Source organism: Pseudoalteromonas piscicida (genome assembly GCF_002208135.1).
GTDB classification, from domain to species: Bacteria; Pseudomonadota; Gammaproteobacteria; order Enterobacterales; family Alteromonadaceae; genus Pseudoalteromonas; species Pseudoalteromonas piscicida_A.
Genome location: NZ_CP021647.1, coordinates 504451 through 524195, shown reverse-complemented (window position 1 = coordinate 524195; position 19745 = coordinate 504451). Strand labels below are relative to the sequence as shown.

The 19745-nt window shown below is 39.2% G+C and carries 10 protein-coding genes; 4 read left to right on the top strand and 6 right to left on the bottom strand.

All coding sequences use genetic code 11. The features are described 5' to 3' along the window. Window positions 1-82: 82 nt before the first annotated feature. From B1L02_RS20770 to B1L02_RS20760, 3 genes are all read right to left on the bottom strand, one after another. Window positions 83-3175: a DEAD/DEAH box helicase gene (locus tag B1L02_RS20770; protein ID WP_088532666.1), complete on the bottom strand. Its 3093-nt coding sequence runs from the start codon at window positions 3173-3175 to the stop codon at window positions 83-85. 170 nt (window positions 3176-3345) lie between these two features. Next, window positions 3346-4308, bottom strand: coding sequence for a ParB N-terminal domain-containing protein (locus B1L02_RS20765; protein ID WP_088532665.1), 963 nt, complete (start codon window positions 4306-4308; stop codon window positions 3346-3348). 13 nt (window positions 4309-4321) lie between these two features. Next, window positions 4322-5554 (bottom strand): AAA family ATPase, encoded by a 1233-nt coding sequence (locus B1L02_RS20760; RefSeq protein ID WP_088532664.1) that lies wholly within the window; start codon window positions 5552-5554, stop codon window positions 4322-4324. Window positions 5555-6256: 702 nt separating this feature from the next. Here B1L02_RS20760 and B1L02_RS20755 point away from each other — a divergent pair. Further along, window positions 6257-7471: a hypothetical protein gene (locus tag B1L02_RS20755; protein ID WP_017216875.1), complete on the top strand. Its 1215-nt coding sequence runs from the start codon at window positions 6257-6259 to the stop codon at window positions 7469-7471. Window positions 7472-8054: 583 nt separating this feature from the next. Here B1L02_RS20755 and B1L02_RS20750 read toward each other — a convergent pair. Continuing rightward, window positions 8055-8921: a DNA replication terminus site-binding protein gene (locus B1L02_RS20750; protein WP_088532663.1), complete on the bottom strand. Its 867-nt coding sequence runs from the start codon at window positions 8919-8921 to the stop codon at window positions 8055-8057. Between the two features lie 2629 nt (window positions 8922-11550). Here B1L02_RS20750 and B1L02_RS20745 point away from each other — a divergent pair. Beyond that, the gene (locus tag B1L02_RS20745) at window positions 11551-12906 is read left to right on the top strand and encodes a class II 3-deoxy-7-phosphoheptulonate synthase (RefSeq protein WP_088532662.1); all 1356 of its coding nucleotides are present in this window, start codon (window positions 11551-11553) and stop codon (window positions 12904-12906) included. A gap of 31 nt (window positions 12907-12937) precedes the next feature. On the opposite strand, the gene ppsR is transcribed toward B1L02_RS20745, so the two are convergent. Further along, entirely contained in the window at window positions 12938-13747 is an 810-nt protein-coding gene (ppsR, locus tag B1L02_RS20740; protein ID WP_010378654.1) for a pyruvate, water dikinase regulatory protein, read from the bottom strand. Window positions 13748-13890: 143 nt separating this feature from the next. Between ppsR and ppsA the strand changes: the two genes are divergently transcribed. Beyond that, entirely contained in the window at window positions 13891-16266 is a 2376-nt protein-coding gene (ppsA, locus tag B1L02_RS20735; RefSeq protein WP_088532661.1) for a phosphoenolpyruvate synthase, read from the top strand. 34 nt (window positions 16267-16300) lie between these two features. On the opposite strand, the gene B1L02_RS20730 is transcribed toward ppsA, so the two are convergent. Beyond that, a complete protein-coding gene (locus B1L02_RS20730) occupies window positions 16301-16507 on the bottom strand; it encodes a hypothetical protein (protein WP_010378658.1) in 207 nt (68 codons plus the stop codon). A gap of 139 nt (window positions 16508-16646) precedes the next feature. Between B1L02_RS20730 and B1L02_RS20725 the strand changes: the two genes are divergently transcribed. Then, on the top strand, window positions 16647-19685 hold the full coding sequence (locus tag B1L02_RS20725) for an FAD-binding and (Fe-S)-binding domain-containing protein (RefSeq protein WP_088532660.1): 3039 nt from the start codon (window positions 16647-16649) through the stop codon (window positions 19683-19685). Window positions 19686-19745 lie beyond the last annotated feature (60 nt).

Sequence of the window (19745 nt, the reverse complement as noted above, 5' to 3'; positions counted from 1 at the left end):
CAACATATGCCTACTGTTTCAACAATGTCACAACAAGCACTATCATAGACCTTCACCTTTGTTGATTAGTTCCAAATTATTTTTAATTTTTTATCAGCGCTAGCATTTGCGACTCATCAAACTGACCAAGATTGACGCCAGACTCGGCAAACAGGGCGTCAACAAGAGCTTGTTTATCGCGTTGCATCTTAAACACCTTCTCTTCGATAGAGTTCGCCATAATCAATTTGTACACAAATACCGGCTTGTCTTGTCCGATACGATAGGCGCGATCTGTTGCTTGATTTTCTACCGCAGGATTCCACCAAGGATCGAAATGGATAACCGTATCTGCTTGAGTCAAATTCAAACCAGTTCCCCCAGCTTTTAAGCTTATTAAAAAGACATTGCACTTGCCTTGAGTAAACGCCTCAATGGCTTTATCCCGTTGCCTTGTCTGCCCCGTCAGCATGGTGTATTTCAGCTTTTGCTGCTGGCACTGCTCAGCAATGAGATCTAACACGCTGGTAAACTGGCTGAAGATAATTATCTTACGACCCTCACTAAGCAGCACTGGCAGGTGTTGTGCAAGCCACTCAAATTTAGCACCATGTTGGTCGGTCAGTGATTTATCAACCAATTGTGGGTGACAGCAGATCTGACGTAACTTTAGCAAAGCATCGAGGAACGCCAGCTTGCTTCGTTCAACCCCTTGCTCCTGAAATAGATTGAGCAATCTACTTTCTACTTGGTGCTGAACACCTTGATATAACTTATGCTGTTCATCAGAGAACTCCAATTCTTTGATAAGTTCTGTCTTATTAGGTAGCTCTTTCACCACCTCCGCTTTTGTACGACGAAGAATAAACGGCGCGATCAACGATCTGAGCTCTCTGGCCCTAGGACGATCTTGTTCTTTTTCAATTGGGATCTGGAAGTGTTGCTTAAATTGTTGCTTAGTCCCCAGCACATCAGGCATTACAAAATCGAGCAGCGATTTAAGCTCAAGTAAGTTGTTCTCTACCGGTGTGCCACTTAAACAAAGCTTGAAACGGGCTGATAGGCTCTTTACGCATTTAGATATTTGTGCGCTTTCATTTTTAATATACTGCGCCTCATCCAACACGATGGAATCAAAATCTAGCCCTTTATAATACGCCACATCGCGCTTAAGTAATGGATATGTCGTCAGAATAAATCGTGCACCAGACAGGTTGGTGAGTGCTTCCTCTCTATTGGAACCATGAATAATAGTCAAAGGTAGATGCGGAGCGAAACGTTTAAATTCATCACGCCAGTTCCCCACTAAACTCGTTGGACAGACAATTAAACTTGGTTGTGTCACAAGCGTATTATGCTGAGAAATAAAGTAAGCAATAACCTGAAGCGTTTTACCAAGACCCATATCATCGGCCAGAATGCCACCTAGCTGATGACGATTAAGGAACTTAAGCCAGTTAACCCCTTGAACTTGATAATCTCGTAGGGTGAAGCTCTGTCCTTCGCTGGCTGGGATCACGTCGAGGTTTTCTATTGGTTTATCTAGCTCGGCGAGATACTCAAGTAGCTTTTGATCGTCTGAGTCGGCGTGAATATGTGTCAGTTCAAATAGCTTTTTGGCATACGACAACGGAAATTTAAATTGTGAGCTCGAAAGGTAATAACTAAAACGAGATTTCAGCTCTAGCAATTCATCAAATATGGATTTGCTAATGGCATAGAACTGCTCACCGATTTCGACGTAGCGATATTCATGTGCAAGGTTGTTGAGCTCATGAGCTGGGTGCTTATCCCAGTTGAGCGTAACGGGCTTGTCATCTAACATCACCTTACCGAGCACATGATGTTGCTTATCTCGCTTAAGACTTAACAGCACTTTTGGTGTAACAACGAGGCCATTGCTTGGCAACTCGTCAACAATCCAACGTTTGCCCTGAAGAAGCGGTCTGATTTCTCTGTTAAACCAATGGACTTCAACGCCATCCTCGGTTGGTAATAAAAACTCATCTCCCTCATGAATAAGTCCTAGGCCTGTAAGGACCTGTTCCAATCTTGCCAACTGCTTTTTCGTCGCGCCTTTCCCAAGGGGTTCAATCGCAAAGCGAATTTTGTTTGGCCTATCTAGTTTTATAAGCTTAGCAACATTAGATTGCTTGCTCGCTAACTGCGAAAACCCAGCAGGAGGCGCAATGACATCATCCGTAAAGATATCTTGAAAACGCGCCATCACCTGCTCTAGCTTTTCAGCCGTTATAGTCGGCATAGTATGAAGGTGGGCGATTTCCTGCGCGGTAAGCTCTGACTCAATTCGGCCAACGACCAAATTCTCGGTATCTAGATACACCGGAGGTTCGGTTTTAATCAAGCGCCAGTGCTCAACATTCGCTAGGCGGCTTTTAAGTTGGTATTCATTGCCTTCTTGATGCCAGTAAAAATCTAGCGTTTGCTTATGCCCAAGCTCCAAAGGTTGGCGCTGGTTACGATAAAAACAGCGATGGGTATGTACAAGTTGTGTGAGTGCATTAAAGCCCCAGGCGCCAAATAGCTCAAAATGACCCGGTGTATTTTGCGAGCGGATCCAGCTAAATAAGCGAAAATCGTTTTCTAATAAACCTGCAGGAGCGACCTGACTATTGAGCTGCTGCTCGGTCAACACTCGGCCTAAGGGATAAACACCATCGGGCCGATTTGGCGATACCTTAGGGCTTACAAGGATTTCGTTTGCTCGTGGCTCTAACACGAAGAGCAACACGTTTTCCGCGTCTGCTTTATCGCTTTGCTGCAACTGCCCAAGTTCATTAAACCAGTCATTAACCAAATAAGCCTCACCAAAGCCGCCAGAATGTTCGATTTTAAGTTTGAGCAATACCGCAGCAATGTGCCGACATTTACTGTTATTTGAACAAGAGCAGTTTGCTTCGACCGAAACCGTAGCTTGTGTTTGGTTTATTTTGATGTGCTGGGTGAAAGTATTGCCGTAATTTCCCAATACCTGCGCGTCAATGAGTGCAAAGTTTTCGCTGTGTTGAAGATAGCAGACTTGTTCGTCTTTCAAATACTCCTTAGCTTTCGCAAGTAAAGCTGAATTGAAGTACTGGCGAAGAAAACGTTCAGACAAAGGAAATTGATTAGCCTGTTCCTGCTTGATTTCTTCAAATAAGGCGAAAAGTTGCTCTTTAGATAACTGCGAAGACATTAAGTGCACGTCAAAATTAAAATAAAAAGCCAGTATATGAAATTAGTGATTTGAGCTAAAGAGAGAAATGCGAGAAATTCGCTAAAAAAGGACTGGTTGGAGGTCAACTGACTAGAAAAAGCGCCGAGTTGCTTGATAATTCAACCAACGCGGCAATTTTTGAACAGGCCTTAGTTATAGCTGCTTAGTAACTTTTGCAATTGTTCCAAACGCTTATCAGTCAATACTCGATTATCTATTTTCACGGTAACATCACCACTTTTTAGATTTCTTTGTACTCGAATGTAGTCGTTCTCTAGCATGGACTCCACACGTGAATCATTACTTCCAAATGTGGTCAAAAATTTGGTGATCTGAACAGCACGTTTTTCATCTGACATCTCTTCTTTCATAAAATCTTGCGCTTTAAGCGCAGCGATTTGCTCTGAAAACTGTTCAGGCTGTTCTTGTTTTGCCGTAATTAGCTTTTTAGCTGCTTCACGGCCTAAATGATTTGCCGTTGGGTACAATTGCAATACTTCGACTGGAATACTTTCATAGGCTTTCAACGCGTCAGCGATGGCAGTGTGAGAAACGCCTTCCACGGCAGCAATTTCGCGATACGATCCTTTATGGCCCTGCTCGATCAAGTTTTGCTTGGTGTCAAAATACGCTTTACCCAATTCCCAAAGACTCGGGGCAATGTATTGATCGGAAGATACCGCTAATGTTTTTGCATCTTCGTCGTTAAAGTCTTTCGAGCTCAATACCACATAATCCGCTTCAGCCAGCAAACAGGCTTTACGGCGTCTTGAACCTGATAAAACGTGAAGCTTGCCATTGTGGTGCCAACATAGAGCAGGGTGAAGATTTCGCTTATCTTTTTTAATGGCAGGTAATATATCTGCTACCGCTTTTTCGCTTAATAGCAATTGCTCGCGGCGATTCTGCCCATAAACTGTGGTTTTACTCTCGATTTCGTTAAACGGCACCACTTCACAGGTTAGCACTATGGTCTTTGTTGGATCGCTTGGCGCTGGCATTGTAACCACATCGCCTACTTTAGCCTGATCTAAAAGATCATCGAGGCTACTACCTTCAACCGCAGTAGCAAAAGGATCTATTCGTGTGTCATTTTTACGTTTTCTAGCCATTATTAATACCTTTTTATTCTGCTAGCGAAGATTGTGTTGAAGGCCAATTTGAACGGATCAGCATCTCTAATTCATCAACTACGTCTTTGATATTTTCTTGCGCTTTTAATAATGCTTCACGACTTGCTAAGCTATCCGAAGTCTTCTGATCAAAGATAGTGTTAAACGATGAAGAACTCGCCGTAATTGCGGAGCTGTGGTTGATTGGATAGCTCATTACTTGGCGACCAAAAGCACTACGTACATCTTTAACGATATCACGCTGAGAGTGGTTACCTTTAACATAGTTTGTGACTAAAAACTGCATAAAGTCCCAACCTTCGTGACCAAGCGCTGCAACGGTATGATATATCTCACCAAGACGCTTTAGATACTTATTATTAGCGTCGAAATCAACGGCCTCTGGATGTACAGGTATCAACATCGCTGTAGACGCCATCAGTGCGTTGTAGAACATAAAGTTGAGTGAAGGTGCGGTATCTACTAGGATAATGTCAAACTCGTCTTGTACAGGCTCTATAACCTTCTCTTTGAGCTTGTGGTAATGGCGTGTCTTTTCGTAGCTAGAGCTTTCTTTTAACTCTGTTGCAGTTTCGTGCTCAAAATAAAAGTCATCCATACCAGAAGGTAATACGCGAATATTTGGAATATGGGTTTCTTGGAATGAGTTAGAGACAAGATCTTTCCATGTTTCACCTTCATCTAATTCAATGCAGTCTCTCATCAAATCGCCAACCGTGATCGGTTCATGATCGTTAGATGGAAAAAAACTTGACGATGATCCTTGCGGATCAAGATCAATGATCCCGATGCGATAGCGCTTAATATTGGTTGTTGCTAATGCAGCAGCAACGTTCACTAAACTGGTTGTTTTACCACAGCCACCTTTCAAACTATTAATCACTATGACTTGTAATTTGTCGCCAGACTTACGTTGATCGGCATTTACACCTAAGACATCTGCCATCGCAAAGATATTTGCTAATGTGTATGCATAATGACCATTTGCGCCTTTCTTAATGTTGATGGCATCAAAGTCACCTTGGTCATGACGTCTTTTTAGTGTTCTGTTATTAACACCTAGTAGATCTGCGGCAGCTTTTTGCGTGTAGGTTCTAAGCTCCTTTTCTTCGGTTTTAAGATGAGCTCTATAATGTTGAATACGACCAGCAAGTGATTGTTCTGCTACTTCAGCTGTAGCTTTCAAAAGCCGATACGTTGATAGCGCATTGTTATTTATAGACATACACATTATCCTTTATTTGATAACGATTATTATAATGTCCATATATTTTGCTGTAAACACAAAAAAACAAAGACATTTGTAATTTTGATTTACATCTAAGTATAAATAAGAAGGTTTAGATATGGTTAAATAGTTAGGTATTAAAGGATAAGGAAAAGAAATAGAGGCTTATCTCACTGTTTTACAATCATTTTTTATAATTTTATAGATCTAATTTTTACTAGGTTAAGATCAGATCTCTTATAACTCCCAGATCGAAATTTTACTAACTGCTATTTCAAAAAGTTATATATAAACAGTTTATGCACAGCTTTATGCACAAAATATTTAGTTTAGATCAATTTTTTACTAAGTAAGATCAGGTGGTTATGCACAATCTATGTAAGATCATTTGCTTTAAGGTATATATAGATCTGATCTCTACTAAGCATAGATCAGATCTTTACTAATTAATGTCTGAGTTGTCCACAAGGGTGTCTGGTTTATCGTCGAAAATCGATTATATAGGCCCTAAACAAAGACTTTTCAGCGTTAATTTTGTCTGTGTTAGTAAAAGCTTGATCTGAAAATAGGCTCTACTTGGTAAAAAAATGATCCAAACAAAAAAAATTACTTCGGATCACTTTTTTACTAACTTTAATCATTAACTTTTTCTGTCGAATATGTTGTTATTAGACGTCATGAAAATTTGGAAGTAAAACAATGAGCCGGAAGGTGAACATCTCTGTTGACAATTTGCCCGATTCACTTCGTGGACAGATCCATGGTGTAGAAAGTGCAATCGATAACGAAAGTTTGGCGTTGTTTACAGATAATAAAGATGTTCGAGTATCTTTAGAAAATGCAGCCCATGGGCTAAGAGCTTATTCTAACACCTTTAATCATTATGATTTATGGGGGCGCTTTGTTCGCTCGGGACATAAAAAGTTACCGTTAGAAGAAGCACCTAAAAAAACAATCGTAACAAGAAAAATATCAGAAAAAGTAGATGGTATTCTTTACGAAGGTGAAATAAAAATTACGCCGGCCGTTGTTAGTACTAAAAAAGATGGAGATGACGAAGAGTTTTTAGTTTGGCCTTCTGACCGAGAAGAAAAAGTTGAGCGTGCGCTGATCCGTCTAGCTTCTAAAGGTAAGATTGTTAAAATAAATTTTAAGTCCGGTATTCAATACGCGGTTATTTTTTCTATGAATGAGCTCGCTCAAGAATTGAAAGCCGTTGGTCAATCAATGCCTTATCCGCAAATTAAAGAATCTTTGGAAGCCCTTCAAGGTTCAAAACTTTCGTTCAAATATACGGCAACAGATACTAAAAACCCAAGTATTGATGATTCATTTTACGAGTCAAATATGAACTTTCTGTCATCGCTACACTTTAGTGGCAAAAAAGGACAGGGCGGAAACATCAAATGTGTTGCATGTTTAAATGCATTTGTTCATAACATGATCGATAACTTGGAGTACAAAGGCTATTATTTCAACAGTGCTCAAGAGTTAAAACGTGGTTTATCTCGTTGGATGATGCTACGTTTGTATCATCTATGGCGTTACGCAGCTCCGGGTAAAACTTACCATTTTCGCTTAATCTCAATTATGGAAAAGTACGGTTCAATTTATTCTGACGATGAAATTACAGAGAATAAGTTGAAAGCGCTTCGTCGTGATATGACCACAACAATGAAAGATTTGATCGAAAAAGGAGCAATATCCGAATACAATATTTCGAATGTTAAGGATGAAAAGTCAGGTAAAATCGTTGATTATGTGTACGAAATGCATCCGTCAGCTCAGTTCTGCGATGAGATATTGGCTCTCAATAAACACCATAAGCGTATCGAAATTCAAGGTGGAAAACGGATCGTTGAAAATGTTGAAGTGATTGATGAAGATACATTAGAAGAAATTGTTAAGAAATAAGATTTCTTATTTTGGCTAGAGTAGTACTTCTAGCCAAAACAAAAAACTTTTATATCAAAGCTAATTTCTATTTCAACTGAAGATACTTACTGACCGAAATTTATCACAATCCAATTCTTCAAAACAATGAAGTCTAAAGAGCTAAAAGCTTTCTTAAAAATTTCCTGCGGTGAAAAGATACCGACCTCAATAAATCTTGAAACTACATCAACGGATTGAATTAATTCTCTAATCCTTAGAAGAGGGAGCAAGCATATTAATAATTCAAACTTTCCTATTTAGAACAATCAAATAGAAAAATTTTTTATCCAACAGACGTTGATTTATTAGTGATTGCTAGATGCGAGTCCGTGGTCGATCAGCTATTTCAAAGCTTAAAACTCAATGATAAGTCAAAATTTAACCTGAGGAAATTTGGTATTTAATCTGTGAAGATAACGATTTCGTCATAGCCTTATAAGTTTCTAAGTGATTAAGAACACATCATACTAAAATCAGCATAAGTCACTTAACGCTTGCCATGGATTAGTTTATCTAACAAGATTATGTTAAATTACGTGTTATCTTTAAATTCCGTATGGATTTATTCAAATCTTTCTAAATAAATTCTATCGACTAGAAAGTTGTACTCTCGTTTTCTAGGATGATCTTCTTTATGTGTAAAGTGACTTAACTCTCCTAGTTTAGTGTCTGGTTGCGGGTTAAATAGTATAAACGGAAGTGCGGCACTTACATGATAGCGATTTTGAGCTGTATATCTCACATTCACCTCAGGTGTTACTCTGGTTGGCCTTCTAATTCTAAGCTTTGCATTTTCTGATAAACTAGAAACTCTATATTTTTCTTGTTCTACAAGCTGTTGCCACTTTTCCTGATCTATCATCCTCGGATTTGAATAAAGTGAAGAGCGATTCAACATCTCCAGAGCGAGTTCTTTACTCAAAACTCTGGTTGCATGTTTTTTCATCCAGGTAAATCGAACGGAATAGGGAGCTGTGGATTCGCTATGTATTTTTCTATATGCAGCCAAAGTCATCAAATTAGGAACTGCACTATGAACAGCTTCAAATCTTGCATCATTGTTAGAAATTTCCAGAATGGTATTTTTGAAGTTTTCTTTGGCTTGGTTTACTGCGTTCACCCTAGACTTGATGATTTCTTTAGGATCATTAACTAGTAGAAGGCCAGGGAACCTTTGCAACAACTTTCCGCTTTCGCGGTCGTTTAAATAGAGGTCGCGATATGCATCTAAACATTTGGAGAGCGCATTTTCACCTTCAATTTTTGTAACTGCTATATTTGTTGGAGCGGTTTCTTCATCTTGTTTTTTTATATCAGGCAGTTCATAAAAAGTTGCCTTTTTTATATCGGCTTCTGTCAGTTCATGGCATAGCTGATTAATATGTTCGTTAAGAATATCGAAAGTTGAACGTATATTGAATTTATTCATTGTATGATGTGTTCTCATTATCTCTTTAATATTATATCAAAAATAATGGAATCTCGCTAAGCGATTTTACCATGAGTATTTAATGGAAAAACTAACGATATCATTTTCACCAGGCCTCCATTTGCTAAATTAAGCTGGATATCTTATCTAGAATATCAGTGTTAAGTAGTTAGTTATTTGATCAATTAGTTGGGGGTAATACAGTAACTGTGTGTATGTTTACTGAACAAGTAAGTATGATGTGTTCTTATAGTGTGTCCAGATTATATCAAAAATATTCTGATAGCTCATATTTATCTTCACTTATTTAGCCTCGATGCAGGGCGTCAAGATTTTGGAGAAATTAAATCATCAGCTAGGAACCTTTTATTGTTTGATTTTTGTTTTCGTTTATTGTTTTCCCAGAAGGGGGGGAAGATACTTTGTAGAATCATAAAGTATTTATCGCCTGACGCACATAGGATAACTACGCTAAGCAGGTTCTGCCTTGTAGAAATGCCAATCAAACAGCTGCAAAAACAAACTTGAAAGATAAACAAGCCCTAGTTAATTCTATAAATAGAGAATTAACTCTATGTTATTTTGATGAAAATGTTAATCAGCTCTTTTAGAGGTCAAACTATACTGTTTAAATTAAGTATGATGTGTTCCTTTTTATTAGCTGAATTATATCAAATTTTTTTGCATTTCTCTTATAAAATTGGATTTTGATAAATTTTTGCAGGGAGTTCTTAACGGACAATACTCAAATAGAAAGTGGTGGCTAGTAATCACTCAGAATGGCAATGCTAATTTTCAGCTTCCTGATTAATTTTTAAATTTAATGGTGATTTCATATTGATTAACAGTTTGTATGATGTGTTCTCTGTGAAATCCTCGCGATGATACTCTTTTTTATAAATTAAAGTCAACTTGTTGATCCCGACATTGTCTTGTTACTGTCAATAGGTTTTGGAAGTGAAAAACCATAGTAAGTATTCACAAACTTTATTTCGACCAAGCGCTTTTCTGTAGACATGAAGATTTAATAGATTCTAGTTAGGCCGTAAAGGGAAGGTGATAGATAAGTTGAGATGGAAAAGTAAGTATGCACTTACTTTAAAATAGTTTAACTTTGCACTTTCTTGGAGAACAACCGTACCACTTCTTTTACTTTGCAATGAATCTTCAAGTAATATCCGCATTTTCTGCAGTCTTACCTGACTAAAATATAGTGCAAGTTTCTTTTGATACATGTTCAGTTCGAAGTTGCAACGCTAGCACTAACTTTATAATAACTAAACCAGGCACTTCAGTATTATGCAAATTTCGCCGTAATATTGCCTTACTCGATTTGAACCGAAGTCAAATAAAGACAGAACAGGAGTAAATACGAAAACGCATCTCATATGTTTAGGCAATTTCAAGATCATATCGTTCTCACACCTGAGTTAATGGTCTGTTCGTCGAAGAGCAAAGTAGATAGATCTCTCTTCAAGCGTCTGAACAGCTCGGTTGTGAACGAGTCATGCTAGATGTGTAAATTGTTCATGGGAAAATATTTCTGAAATTAATTGTCCCAAAACTAATGAGAGTTTTGGAAATGAAAATAGCGTTTAAGCTATTCAGCAAGTAACCTTATGCCTAACTATTCTAGGCAACGTGACTATCCCTTGATACTGTAAGAATAAAAAAGTTGTTGTGTGCTAGACATCAAGAAAAAATGATGGTCAAGAGTAAACTCAGTAGTACTATTGTTATCAATACCACCTTCTTGACAGTAGAATACTTTACTTTATTTATTTTTATCTGGTAATAGAGATAAGCACTGTGTCACTAGATTTGTAGGCGAGACTTCGTCTTCTCAATAAGATAGCTTAACCAAGAAAATTTATGTTATTTAAATAACCCAGAGCACTGAAGAAAAATCTCTCCAATTTTTCAGTATTGAGTTCTCATTGTGGGAGAGGCCTGCTGGAAGTACATTAACACTTCCAAAAACTATATATGATATGTGATTTGTACTAATAGCTATCACAATACGACTCATTTTTCTTGCTTCCTTCCTACTCATAAAATACTACGATTTGCTACCCAATGACTTGTAACTGAGTTGAAGATTACTAGGCTTAACTCTAATAAATTGTCAATTTAACATAATATTTGACTTAAGTCAGTGTTGCATATAAATGCTCTGTAAGACGATTTGCTGAAGAGGTAGGGTGGGATCCCGCTTGCTCACAAATTCTTAAATTGACTTCTATTCGTAAGCGCTACTAATCAATGCACTGAAAGTGAAACACAAGAAGTCGAGAAGATTGTGTATCGGCTCTTGGATTTTCAATTCACTTTAAAATGAATGATGGCACTCATTATAGTGATTTTAAGACTAGATTATAAAAGTCCGATACTTGCCAACTCTAAGTCCGCTTTTGTGCTTGCTGGAAAGATGTATTAAAAAACATCATATCTCAAGAATGGTGATACTGTGGCAAATTTTTTATTATTTTTAGCAAATGTATCAAGATTAGAAATAAAATTTAGTATGATGTGTTCTTTGTTGAAACAAACTAAAGTTTTTCCTTGATGAATAAGGGGGCTTGGGGTACTGTTCAATGGTGGTAACACATATTGGAATGAGGAAAATACAATGGCTAATTGGAGCCCGAATAGCTGGAGAGATAAACCTATCTTGCAGCAACCAGAATACCCAAATTCAGAGAAGTTAAAATCAGTTGAAAAAGAACTAAATTCAGCACCGCCGCTCGTTTTTGCAGAAGAGACTAGAAGCTTGTATAAAAGCCTTGCAGATGTCTGCGAAGGTAAAGCTTTTATATTGCAAGGCGGTGATTGCGCAGAGTCGTTTTCGGATTTTAGTGCCGCTAATATACGAGATACGTTCAAGACGCTTTTACAAATGGCGGTCGTACTAACATACGGTGGTAAGTGTCCGGTAGTTAAAATAGCTCGAATGGCGGGGCAGTATGCAAAACCTCGTTCTTCAGATTTTGAGACTATTGATGGTATTTCTTTACCCTCATATCGAGGCGATATCGTTAATAGCTTTGAGTTTACAGAAGAAGCACGTATCCCAGATCCTGATAGATTGATGAAAGCGTATCACCAGTCAGCAGCGACTCTCAATCTACTTCGTGCGTTTGCACAGGGTGGTCTTGCGGATCTGCACCAGGTAAATCGTTGGAATATGAGTTTCGTAGCTGCAAATCCATTAAAGGATAAGTTTCAACAACTCGCTGAGCGTATTCAAGAAGCACTCGAGTTTATGGAAGTTTGTGGTATCGATTCAACAGTAGCGCCAAGCCTAAAAGAAACTCCGCTTTATACCTCACACGAAGCGCTTTTGTTAGGTTATGAAGAAGCGTTGACGAGACGAGATCACCTATCAGGGGATTGGTACGATTGTTCTGCTCATTTTGTGTGGATTGGAGAACGTACGCGTCAGCTAGATCACGCACATATCGAGTTTTTCCGTGGTATTAAAAACCCTATTGGTGTAAAAGTTGGCCCTGGGATGCAAGAAGATGAGTTAATTGAGCTTGTCGATGCGCTTAACCCAGATAACATTCCTGGTCGTCTAACACTTATCACACGCATGGGTGCAGATATGTTGCCGGAAAAACTTCCTAAATTAGTTCGCAGAATTCAAGAAGAAGGCCGCAAAGTTATTTGGACTTCGGATCCCATGCACGGAAACACTGAAAAAGCGACCACTGGATATAAGACACGTAGCTTTAACAATATCCTAAGAGAAATCAGTCAGTTCTTCGCAGTTCATAAAGCTGAGGGTAGCTATCCTGGTGGTGTGCACTTAGAAATGACAGGGCAGCACGTTACTGAGTGTGTTGGTGGTGCCTACGGTCTATCAGACGAAGACTTATCTCAGCGTTACCGCACCCAGTGTGATCCACGTCTAAACGCAGACCAAGTTTTAGAGCTAGGCTTTTTAGTTGCTGATCTACTAAAAGATGCTCGTAAAACAGTATAAATAACAAACAAAGGGCCGCATAGCGGCCTTTTTAGTATTTATGGCGCTTTAGCCCAGTTTCAGAAATAATTTTTGCTGATATTTCCTCAACGGAATAGCGTGTACTGTTCAAGTAAGGCGTTTTATTCTTTTTAAATAGCATCTCGACTTCTTTGACTTCAATACGGCATTGTCTAATTGATGCGTACTTGGAGTTTGCCATTCTCTCTTGCCTGATTGCAGCTAGTCTTTCGGGATCTATGGTTAAGCCAAAGAGCTTACCTTTGTATTTATCCAGACATTTGGGTAGCTTTCCACTTTCTAAATCATCTTCTGTCATCGGATAATTCGCGGCCTTTATCCCATATTGCAAAGCTAAATATAAGCTTGTCGGCGTTTTACCGCTGCGGCTGACACCCACCAATATGATGTCTGCCTCGTCATAATCTTTAATATTTGCACCGTCATCATTTGCAAGTGCGTAGTTAACTGCATCTATTCTAAAATCATACGAAGATTCATGAATGCTATGCGTGCGGTGCATTTTTGGCACCGGCTGAACTTTTAGCTCTCTTTTTACAATTTCGCTCGCATAAGATAAAAAGTCGTAACAAACCCCTTGCGACGATAAAATAATATCGGACAATTCTGGATTAACGAATGTAAAAAACACCAATGGTTTTTCACCTGAAGTCTCAGCAACAGAGTCTATTAGTTTTTTGATTTCATTTGCTTTTTTCACTGTTTCTACAAATGGTATCGTTTGATGATTAAATTCTACAGGGAACATTGAAAGCGTTGCGTGACCAAACACTTCAGAGGTGATAGCGGTACCATCGGAAATATAAAATGCTGTTCTCATTTTGCTATTATTCATTCAGAAATTGTTGAAAATAAGCCATCGCGGTTTACGAAGACTGCCTTACCGTTGTAGAATGCCCTTGACCAAGTGGAAAGGTCAATTAATCTCTCACATTTAATACAATTTGTTTTGGAGACAGTTCCGTGCAAGACTACGTTCTCTGGTATCAAGAGTTGGGTATGCAAGATGTACCTCGAGTTGGTGGTAAAAACGCTTCTCTAGGTGAAATGATATCTAACCTTGCTAACGCTGGTGTACAAGTACCTGGTGGATTCGCAACAACAGCTGATGCGTTTAATGAATTTCTTGAGCAATCAGGCCTCAATGAAAAAATCCACTCAATCCTAGATACTCTCGATGTTGACGATGTCAACGAATTAGCCAAAGTCGGCGCCCAAATTAGACAATGGGTTATCGATACACCATTCCAACCAGAATTAGATAAAGCAATCCGTGAAGCGTATAGCCAGTTACACGGTGACGCAAGCCAAGATGTCTCCTTTGCTGTTCGTTCATCAGCAACCGCAGAAGATATGCCAGACGCCTCCTTCGCTGGCCAACAAGAAACTTTCCTAAACGTTCGTGGCATTGATGCCGTAATGGTCGCTATCAAGCATGTTTTTGCTTCGCTATTCAATGACCGTGCAATATCTTATCGTGTACACCAAGGCTATGATCACAGAGGCGTGGCGCTTTCTGCAGGTATTCAGCGTATGGTGCGTTCAGACAAAGCGTCGTCTGGAGTTATGTTCTCAATCGATACCGAATCAGGCTTCGAAGACGTTGTCTTCGTTACTTCTAGCTATGGTTTAGGCGAGATGGTAGTTCAGGGCGCAGTAAACCCAGATGAATTTTATGTTCATAAGCAAACGCTTGCAAAAGCTAAACCTGCTGTTCTTAAGAGAAATATTGGCTCAAAAGCAATCCAAATGATCTACTCAAGTGATGAGTCTCATGGAAAGCAAGTTGAGATTGTTGATGTAGACTCAGCACTATCTAACCAGTTCTCGATTACAGACGCAGAGGTAGAAGAGTTAGCAAAACAAGCTGTTATTATCGAAAAGCACTACGGTCGTCCAATGGATATCGAATGGGCAAAAGATGGTAACGACGGTAAGCTTTACATCGTTCAAGCCCGTCCTGAGACCGTTCGTTCGAATGAAGATGCGAACGTAATGGAGCGCTTCCAGCTAAAATCAAAGTCTGAAGTTATTGTTGAAGGTCGTGCTATAGGTCATAAAATTGGCTCAGGCGTAGTTAAAGTCCTGACTTCAATTGACGAAATGGATTCGGTAAAGCAAGGCGACGTACTCGTTACTGATATGACGGATCCTGATTGGGAACCTATCATGAAGCGTGCTTCTGCTATCGTAACGAATCGTGGCGGCCGTACTTGTCACGCTGCAATCATTGCACGTGAGCTGGGGATCCCAGCTGTGGTTGGATGTGGTAATGCAACCGATTTGATCACCAATGGCGACACGGTAACAGTATCATGTGCTGAAGGCGATACAGGTTATATCTACAAAGGTGAACTTGAATTCGATGTTATTTCTTCTCGCATCGATTCAATGCCAGCTATTCCGATGAAGATAATGATGAACGTAGGTAACCCAGATCGCGCGTTTGATTTTGCGAAGTTACCACATGCAGGTATCGGTCTTGCGCGTCTTGAATTTATCATCAACCGTATGATTGGTATTCACCCTAAAGCACTACTTCATTTTGATAAGCAAGATGCAGAGCTACAGGCTGAAATTAAAGAGCTAATCGCAGGGTATGAATCACCAGTAGAGTTCTATATCAGCAAGCTAGTTGAAGGTATTTCAACACTAGGTGCTGCATTTGCGCCAGAGCGTGTGATCGTTCGTATGTCTGATTTCAAGTCAAACGAATATGCAAACTTGGTTGGCGGTCAGCAGTATGAGCCGGAAGAAGAAAACCCAATGATTGGTTTCCGCGGCGCATCTCGTTACATTTCTGAAGATTTTAGAGAATGTTTCGCATTAGAGTGTGAAGCCATTAAACGTGTTCGTAACGAAATGGATTTAACTAACGTTGAAATCATGATCCCATTCGTTCGTACCCTTGAAGAAGCAGCTCAAGTTATTGAAATTCTTGAAGCTCACGGTCTAAAACGTGGTGAGAATGGTCTTAAAGTCATCATGATGTGTGAACTTCCATCGAACTGCCTGCTTGCTGAAGAGTTTTTAGAATATTTCGATGGCTTCTCGATTGGTTCGAATGATCTTACTCAGTTAACACTTGGTCTGGACCGAGATTCTGGTCTTATTGCGCACCTTTTTGATGAGCGAAATCCAGCTATCAAGAAACTACTTTCAATGGCAATTCAAACTGCTAAAGCGAAAGGCAAATATGTAGGTATTTGTGGTCAAGGTCCATCGGATCATGAAGATTTTGCTGCTTGGTTAGTTGAAGAGGGGATTGACTCTGTTTCACTTAACCCAGATACAGTACTTGAAACTTGGCTTTATCTAGCTGAAAAGTTTACTAAATAATTTAATGGCCCCAATGCAACACATTGGGGCTATTTCATTTCTGAAATGTCCTATCTAACTTTTCGCAGCCAAGCTTAAACAAACGCTGCACATTTTTTAAGTGCTTCTTTGCACCTTCATGATTCATCGAGAAACACACCAGGGCCGCAAGTAAAAAGATAACCGATGGACCGGGCACAATAAAGAAGATCAATGCTAGAATACAAAACACAATACCAGCAAGGTCGTAAATAATTTTCATGTTATTTCCTCCTATACAATATGAGTATAAGGTGTGTGGTAAAATAAACTATTTCCAATTGTAACAAACCATAAAATTCTCAAGTTGATCATTAATCCTTCGTGATACAATTAATTTAAAGCAAGTAAAATATACCGTCATGATCGCAAATATTAGTCAGCAGGATTCTGCAAACGAACTTATCAACCTCTATCAAAGTAAACTAACTGATGCAGGTTTTAGTGGGGACATTGATACGAGTTATGCAACTCGTCTTGTTACGTCAACCGACAATAGTATCTATCAGGAAATCCCTCAAGCAGTATTGTTTCCTAGAACAAATCGAGACGTACAACTTGCACTTGAAATCGCCCAACAAGATCCATTTTTGTCTCTCACCTTTGGCCCCAGAGGCGGAGGAACTGGTACGAATGGTCAATCACTGACACCCGGTATCGTAATTGATTTATCGAGACACATGAGAGAAATTCTCGAGATCAATGAACAAGAAGGGTGGGTTAGAGTTCAAGCGGGTGTCATAAAAGATCAGCTAAATGACTTTCTAAGGCCTTACGGTTATTTCTTTTCTCCAGATCTATCCACAAGTAACCGAGCAACGATAGGCGGTATGATTAATACTGACGCCTCGGGTCAAGGCTCTCTCGTTTATGGTAAAACAAGCGATCATGTCCTTGGACTAAAAACCTTTTTAGTCGACGGTACAGAACTAAATACCTCAAAGTTAGCTATCGATAAAGCGGAAATGCTAGCTGAACAAAAATCGAGAACTTCTCGCATTTATGCAAATGTCATTGAGATTTGTCGAAACAATCGAGCACTTATACTTGAAAAATTTCCACGACTAAACCGCTTTTTAACGGGTTATGACCTAGAAAATGTATTCGACGATTCACTAACTACTTTTGATTTATCTCGAATTATTACGGGATCTGAAGGTTCGCTTTGTGTTGTAACCGAAGCGAAACTTAATTTAACGCCAATTCAGCCATATAAAACCCTAATCAATATCAAGTATGACTCATTTGAATCAGCGCTTAGAAACAGCCCATTCTTGGTTTCCGCTAATGCTACATCGGTCGAAACCGTAGATAGTAAAGTTCTGGGTCTTGCCAAAGAAGACATCATTTGGCATTCAGTATCGGACTTAGTTCAAGATGTACCAGGTGTTGAGATGCAAGGTCTTAACATGGTTGAGTTTAATGGTGAGTCCGAAGATGAAATTTCGTCTAAAGTAGAGAGTTTATGTCAACGATTAGATCAGCTTATTGCGAATAAAGAAGCGGGGGTTATTGGTTATCAACTTACCAATGATAAAGCGGATATCCTTAAGATCTATGCAATGCGTAAAAAATCAGTAGGCTTATTGGGTAACGCAAAAGGTAATAAAAAGCCACTTGCTTTTGCTGAAGATACAGCCGTACCACCTGAAAACCTAGCTGATTTTATTATTGAATTTAGAGAGTTACTTGATAGTTACCAACTAGATTACGGTATGTTTGGACATGTTGACGCTGGTGTTTTACATGTGCGCCCAGCGCTTGATATGTGCGATCCCGAACAAGAAAGACTACTACGTGTGATCTCAGATAAAGTAGTGGCATTAACTGCAAAATACCGAGGACTAATGTGGGGTGAGCATGGAAAAGGTTACCGAAGTGAATATGGACCCGAGTTTTTCGGAGAACAACTATTTAATGAACTTCGTAAAATTAAAAGTTTGTTTGATAAAAACAATCGCTTAAATCCTGGAAAAATTTGTACACCACTAAATTCAAGCGATCAATTAGTATCAGTCGATGCACAGAAAAGAGCTTGGTTTGACCGTACAATCCCAACGGAAGTAAAAGTAAACTACGAAGCGCCAATCAATTGTAATGGTAACGGACTTTGCTTTAACTATGATGACAACTCACCAATGTGCCCATCGTATAAAGTTACCAAAGATCGAAGGAACTCTCCAAAAGGACGCGCTGGGCTATTCAAAGAGTGGTTAAGACTCCAAAACGATAAAGGGGTAGATTTAATTGCAGTAGAGAAGCAATTAATCAATCATGAAAATGATACTACTTGGTGGGAGCGCTTTCTGAATACCCGGAAGAAAAACGAATATGACTTTTCTCATGAAGTTAAAACATCGATGGATGAATGTTTAGCCTGTAAAGCGTGCACAACTGCGTGCCCAATAAAGGTTGATGTTCCTACATTCAGAGCTAAGTTTTTAAACTTTTACTATAGCCGTTACAATCGTCCACTTAAAGATTACCTGGTGGCGAATATAGAGCGCGCACTACCTACCATGGCTAAGTTTCCAAATTTAGTTAACGCTTTACAAAATAATCGCGCTTTTAATTTTTTCGTTGAACGGCTAATTGGCTATATTGACTCACCAGCATTAAGTAGAGTACCGCTGATTAAGCTAGTGCCGAAAAAATACTTTTATTCAGAAAGTAATTTCGAAAAGTCAAGCGATGAAGATCAGCAGCGAGCAGTATTTATTGTTCAAGATCCTTTTACTAGCTTCTATGAAGCGGAACTAGTATCGGACTTTGTGCAAGTCATATCAAAACTCGGGTTTTACCCACTGGTATTGCCTTTTAAGCCAAACGGCAAGCCACAACATGTGAAAGGTTTTTTAAAAGAATTTAAATCTACAGCTAAGACAGCCGCACAGTTTTTAAATACAGTCAGTGAATATAACAGGCCTTTAGTTGGGCTAGATGCCTCTTTGGTAATGTGCTATCGCGATGAATATAATGATATTCTCAAAGAGAGTAGGGGAGACTTTAAGGTACAATTAGCGCATGAATGGCTTGCAACTATCGATATCCCAACGGCTGCAACAATCAGTCCATCAAAATTTACATTAATAAGTCACTGTACAGAAACCACAGCAATGCCTGAATCTAAAGATGTTTGGCAAGGTATTTTTAATAAATTGAACTCTAATTTAGAAGCGGTTAATACGGGATGTTGCGGCATGGCGGGAACTTATGGTCATGAAGCGCAAAACCAAAAAAACTCAAAAGCGCTCTACGAATCCTCATGGCAGCATCATATTGATAACGCGGCTCAGGATGAAGTATTAGTGACTGGCTTCTCTTGTCGTTGTCAGGTTAAACGCTTTAGTGGAGAAAAACCAAAACACCCGATTCAAGCACTTAACAAACTATTAGATTAGTATAGTAGTTAATTGAGCTCAGTTTACTGGGCTTTTTTTATGAACAAATTTAGTAGAAGG